The 5009-nt window shown below is 64.7% G+C and carries 4 protein-coding genes; 1 reads left to right on the forward strand and 3 read right to left on the reverse strand.

Features of this window, described 5'->3' with window-relative positions:
• Window positions 1-161: 161 nt before the first annotated feature.
• Window positions 162-953: a histidinol-phosphatase gene (hisN, locus tag IAE33_RS15420; RefSeq protein ID WP_201164144.1), complete on the reverse strand. Its 792-nt coding sequence runs from the start codon at window positions 951-953 to the stop codon at window positions 162-164.
• Between the two features lie 216 nt (window positions 954-1169).
• On the opposite strand from hisN, the gene IAE33_RS15425 reads away from it, so the two are divergent.
• Window positions 1170-1802, forward strand: a complete 633-nt coding sequence (locus IAE33_RS15425; RefSeq protein ID WP_201164145.1) for a helix-turn-helix transcriptional regulator — start codon at window positions 1170-1172, stop codon at window positions 1800-1802.
• A 14-nt stretch (window positions 1803-1816) separates the two neighbouring features.
• Here IAE33_RS15425 and IAE33_RS15430 read toward each other — a convergent pair whose 3' ends face one another.
• Together IAE33_RS15430 and macA are read right to left on the reverse strand one after the other, a co-directional pair.
• Window positions 1817-3823, reverse strand: a complete 2007-nt coding sequence (locus tag IAE33_RS15430) for a MacB family efflux pump subunit (RefSeq protein ID WP_442967380.1) — start codon at window positions 3821-3823, stop codon at window positions 1817-1819.
• 2 nt (window positions 3824-3825) lie between these two features.
• The gene (gene macA, locus IAE33_RS15435) at window positions 3826-4983 is read right to left on the reverse strand and encodes a macrolide transporter subunit MacA (protein WP_201164146.1); all 1158 of its coding nucleotides are present in this window, start codon (window positions 4981-4983) and stop codon (window positions 3826-3828) included.
• Between the last annotated feature and the right edge of the window lie 26 nt (window positions 4984-5009).

Genomic DNA, 5009 nt, shown 5'->3' on the forward strand with positions numbered 1-5009 from the left:
GTGAACACCTCAAAAATTGGATAGGTGTCCAACTTTTGTGGGGCAGTCCAGTGATTGCGCTAACTTGTAGATTGTTGTGGAAGACAGTTGCTCCTACAAGGATTGCGCCAACTTAGAGATTTTGTGGAAAACACAAGAAGCGATGTCCAGCGTGTCACCGCTTACATCGCGTGACGAAGCATCTCCACCACCTGCGCATGCAATGCCGGGTCGCCGCAAGCGACCACGCAGCCGCCCTGTTGCGCGCTGCTGCCATCCCAGGCGGTGATGACGCCGCCGGCACCTTCGATGATGGGCATCAGCGCCTGGACGTCGTAGGGCTGCAGGCTGGCTTCCACAATCACGTCGACGAACCCCGAAGCCAGCATGCAGTAAGCGTAGCAATCGCCGCCATAGCGCATCAGCCGCGCCTGCCCGGCGACGGATTCGAATGCAGCCTTGCGGGCGGCGCTATCAAACATGTCAGGGGTGGTGCACATCAGCGTGGCCTGGGCCAGGCTGTCGCAGGCGCGGGTGGCCAGGCGCTTGTCGCCGCTCCAGGCGCCGTCGGGCGTGCCGATGAAGCGTTCACCGGTGAACGGCTGGTTCATCACACCCACCACCGGGCGCTTGCCATCGTTCAGGGCGATCAGCGTGCCCCATAGCGGCAGGCCAGTGATGAAGGCACGGGTGCCATCGATGGGGTCGAGCACCCAGGTCAGCGGGCTGCTACCCACTGCTACACCCGCCTCTTCGCCCAGAATGCCGTGGGTGGGGTAGCGCTCCTGGATCAGTGCACGCATGGCGTCTTCAGCGGCCTTGTCGGCCACGGTCACCGGGTCGTACAGGCGCCCGCCCTTGTCCTCGACCGCCAGGCTTGCGCGGAAGTAGGGTTGAATCGCGTCAGCAGCGGCGTCGGCCAGCTGCTCGGCGAAAGCACGGAATTCGCCAATCTGTTCAGCACACAGGGACATGCAGGAGGGCCTCGTGACAGGTGGAAGGGCCGCATCATACCCCACCCGCCCTTCATCGGCATGGGGCGCAACAGTGCCATCATTGTGGCATTATCGGGCTAGATTTACCCTCAGGCAGTTCGTTGTACTAGGATACCTATCAGGCCCCGCCGCACGCCCAGGATTCGGGCAGGCACCCGCGCGGGGCAGGCTTGTTCCGGACTCATGGACGACACGATGAATACCCACTCGATCTACCCGCAAATCGGCAAAGTCATTGCCAGTACCGGCAGCCGCCATTTCCCCCGCCTGTTGCACGACCTCATCCAGGCCCACCTGTGCATCGATGCCACACAAATCCGCCAGTTGCCGCTCACACCCTGTGAAGGCGCAGGCCTCAGCGAAACCGTGTATTCATCAGCCACCCAGCCCGAGGCCGGCTTCGACGACCCCTCACGCCTGCACCGGATCCGCGGCAGCGGGCCAGCCAGGCTGGAAATTCATGTACTGCGGGCAGGCTCCACCTATGGTTTCTCCGCATTCGAGCGCAGCCGCCTGGACGCTATCTCCCCGCTGTTGCTGCCCATGCTCGAAAAACACGTCCACGCCCTGCAGCCAGCGCCGGGCCGTTCCAGCCCCGAAAGCCTGGAGCAACGCTTCATCGACCGCCTGGCCCAGACCGGCCTGAAACTGTCTGAGCGCGAGCGCCAGGTGTGCCTCGGCCTGCTGGCCGGGCGCACCGCCCCAGAGCAGGCCGAGCAGTTGGGCCTGCGGGCCAACACCGTGGAGAGCTACCTGCGCAGGGCAGCCATCAAGCTGGGCATTGGCGGGCGGCACTCACTGATGCGCTGGATGTACGCCCAGCCTTGAGCCACCGGCGGCCCTCAGTCCCGCGCCAGGGCCTCGATCGGGTCCAGGCGCGCGGCATTGCGCGCCGGCACGAAGCCGAACACCACGCCGATCAACGTCGAGCAGGCGAAGGCCATGATGATCGAGCCGGGGGAGAACACCATTTCCCACTGTTTGACGAACAGCTCGAACAGGTACCCCACGGCATACGACAACCCGACCCCTATCACGCCACCCAGCAGGCACACCATCACGGCCTCCACCAGAAACTGCTGGCGAATGTCCACCTGACGCGCCCCGACAGCCATGCGAATACCGATCTCGCGGGTACGTTCAGTGACTGAAACCAGCATGATGTTCATCACCCCGATACCGCCCACCACCAGCGAGATCACGGCAATCAGCGACAACAGCAGGGTGAGCGAGCGGCTGGTCTTCTGCACCGTCTGCATGATGCTGTCCAGGTTGTTGGTGAAGAAGTCCTTGGTGCCATGGCGCTGCAGCAACACCCGGCTCACCTCCTCTTCCACCCGCTTGCTGGGTACCCCTTCACGCACACGCACGCTGATGCTGTCCAGGTGCCGCTGCCCGAGCACCCGGCCGGCAGCGGTTTCGTAGGGCACCCAGATGTTCAGCTGGTTGCTGGCCACGAACAGGTTCTTGTTGCGCGCCGTTACGCCAATTACCGTGCACGGCAGGTTACCTACCAGAATCACCTGCCCCAGTGGGTCGACGTTGGTGCCGAACAGCCGCTCGCGGGTGTTATGGTCGATGACCACTACCTGGGCCTGGCGCCGCGCGTCATCGGCGCTGAACACGATGCCAGCCGCCAGCGGGATGTTGCGTACCTGGAAGTAGTGCTCGCTGACCCCGTTCAATTGCACGTCCACGTCCAGGTTGCGGTAGCGCACCAACGTGCCCTGGCCAATCACCGGTGTGGCGCTGTCGACGTAGTACAGCGCGTTCAGCGCCGCGACGTCGGCCGGTACCAGGGTTTCAATGTTGCGCGCGCGGCTGTCGCCAAAGTTGCTGCCTGAATAGACATCGATGGTATTGCTGCCAATGGCCTGGATGTCCTTGAGCACATAGCCCTTGGCCCCCTCGCCGATGGCCGAAATGGACACCACCGAGGTAATGCCGATGATGATGCCAAGCATGGTCAGCAGCGTGCGCATGCGGTGGGAAACCAACGCCAGCCAGGCCATCTTGAACGCTTCGCGGAACATGCCCAGGCTGGCCAACAGCCGCCGCGCGCCTTGCCCGCCAGGGTGCGCCGTACCTGGCGCTGCCAGCGCAGGCGGCGCGGCGTGTTTGTACCGGTCACTGACAATCTGCCCGTCGCTGACCTCGATGATGCGCTGGGCATGGGCAGCCACCTGCGGGTCGTGGGTCACCAGGATCACCGTATGGCCTGCGCCATGCAGCTCCAGCAGGATGTTCATCACCTCTTTGCCACTGGCGGTGTCCAACGCACCGGTAGGCTCGTCGGCCAGAATCACCTGCCCGCCGTTCATCAGTGCCCTGCAGATGCTCACCCGCTGCTGCTGGCCCCCCGACAATTGGCTGGGGCGATGGCGCAGGTGCTCGCCCAGCCCCAGGCGCGTCAGCAGGTCACGCGCCCGGGCATGGCGTTGGTCCAGGGGCAAGCCGGCGTATACGGCTGGGATTTCGACGTTGTGCAGGGCATCCAGGTGTGGCAGCAGGTGATAGCGCTGGAAGATGAACCCGAAGTGGTCGCGGCGCAGTGCCGCCAGGGCATCGGCGCCCAGCGCACGGGTTTCCTGGCCACCTACCCGGTAACTGCCGGTGGTGGCGTTGTCCAGGCAGCCGAGAATATTCATCAGCGTCGACTTGCCGGAGCCCGAGGCGCCGATGATCGCCACCAGCTCGCCCCGCTGAATCTGCAAATCGATGCCCTTGAGCGCGAGAAACGCGCGGTCGCCTGCCTGAAAGCTGCGCGTCACCCCCTGTAGACGCAGCAGCGGTTCATCGCACGCGTGGGTAGCGGCCAGGTGCGGGCTGGGGTGCACGTTCATGTTCATGCTCAAGCCCCCGCGTCGCCGGTGACAGGTTCGCCGATCACTACCCGGTCACCCTCCTCCAGCCCTTGGCTGATCTGCACCCGCACGTTGTTGTTGATGCCGGCCTGCACCACGCGCTGTTGCGCAAAGCCCTTGCCATCGAGCACCCGCACCGGGTAGCTGCCATCGGCGTTGCGCACCCCCAGCGCCGCCACTGGCACGGTCAGTACCTGCTCGGCGGTGTCGAGCACGATGTGCACCTGGGCGGTCATGGCGATGCGCAGCCGGTGGTCGGGGTTGGGCACTTCGAACAGCGCGTTGTAGAACACCGCACCGCTGGGCTTGCCGCCGGCGGCGTCGGCCTTGTCGGTGCTCTGGGCGTAATGCTGCGGTGCCGGCTCGGTGCCACGCAGCTTGGCGTGGTAGCGTTTGTCTTCGCCCAAAATGGTGAAGTACACCGCCTGCCCCGGGCTGATATGGATCACGTCTGCCTCCGACACCTGCGCCTTGACGGTCATGGTGTCGAGGTTGGCCAGCTTGAGCAGCACCGGTGCCAGCTGGTTGGCGATCACCGTTTGCCCTTGCTGGGTGACGATGGCCACCACATGGCCGGTGATGGGCGCGTTGATACGCGTGTAGCCAAGGTTGACCCGGGCGGTGTCGATTTCCACCCGGGCGCTCTGGATCTGCGCGTCGAGCGAGCGCACGGCCGCCTGCTGCACTTCGTACTCCGCTTCGGCGTTGTCGAAATCCTGGCGGGAGATCGACTGGTCCGCCTGCAGCTCCCGGTAGCGCTCGTACACCCGCCGCGCCTGCTTCAGCTGGGCCAGCGCCGAGCGCCGTTGCGCCTGCAGTTTGTCCTCGTCCACCTCGGCCTGGCGCAGGGTATTGCGCAGTACCAGCGGGTCGATTTCGGCCAACCACTGCCCGGCACTGACCTTGTCGCCCAGCTTTACCTTCAGCGACTTCAACTGCCCCGACACCTGCGCCCCCACGTCCACCTGCTCGATCCCCTCCAGCACCCCGGTCGCCAGCACAGCGTTTTCAATGTCGCCGCGCTCCACCTGGGCGGTGATGTACTGCGGTGGCTTGGCCGGGGCCTGCACGGCATACAGGCCCAGCCCTGCCGCCAGGGCAACGGCCACGCCGATGCCCCACTTGCGCACTGTCTTCTTTTCCATGAACACGCGTTTTCCTCTGTCTCGGG

It is taken from the genome of Pseudomonas sp. S60 (assembly GCF_016647865.1).
Lineage (GTDB): Bacteria > Pseudomonadota > Gammaproteobacteria > Pseudomonadales > Pseudomonadaceae > Aquipseudomonas > Aquipseudomonas parafulva.

Bases quoted from the DNA above. Each gene is read 5' to 3' on its own strand.
- hisN (WP_201164144.1), bottom strand. From the start codon at position 953: ATGTCCCTGTGTGCTGAACAGATTGGCGAATTCCGTGCTTTCGCCGAG.
- IAE33_RS15425 (WP_201164145.1), top strand. From the start codon at position 1,170: ATGAATACCCACTCGATCTACCCGCAAATCGGCAAAGTCATTGCCAGT.
- IAE33_RS15430 (WP_442967380.1), bottom strand. From the start codon at position 3,823: ATGAACATGAACGTGCACCCCAGCCCGCACCTGGCCGCTACCCACGCG.
- macA (WP_201164146.1), bottom strand. From the start codon at position 4,983: ATGGAAAAGAAGACAGTGCGCAAGTGGGGCATCGGCGTGGCCGTTGCC.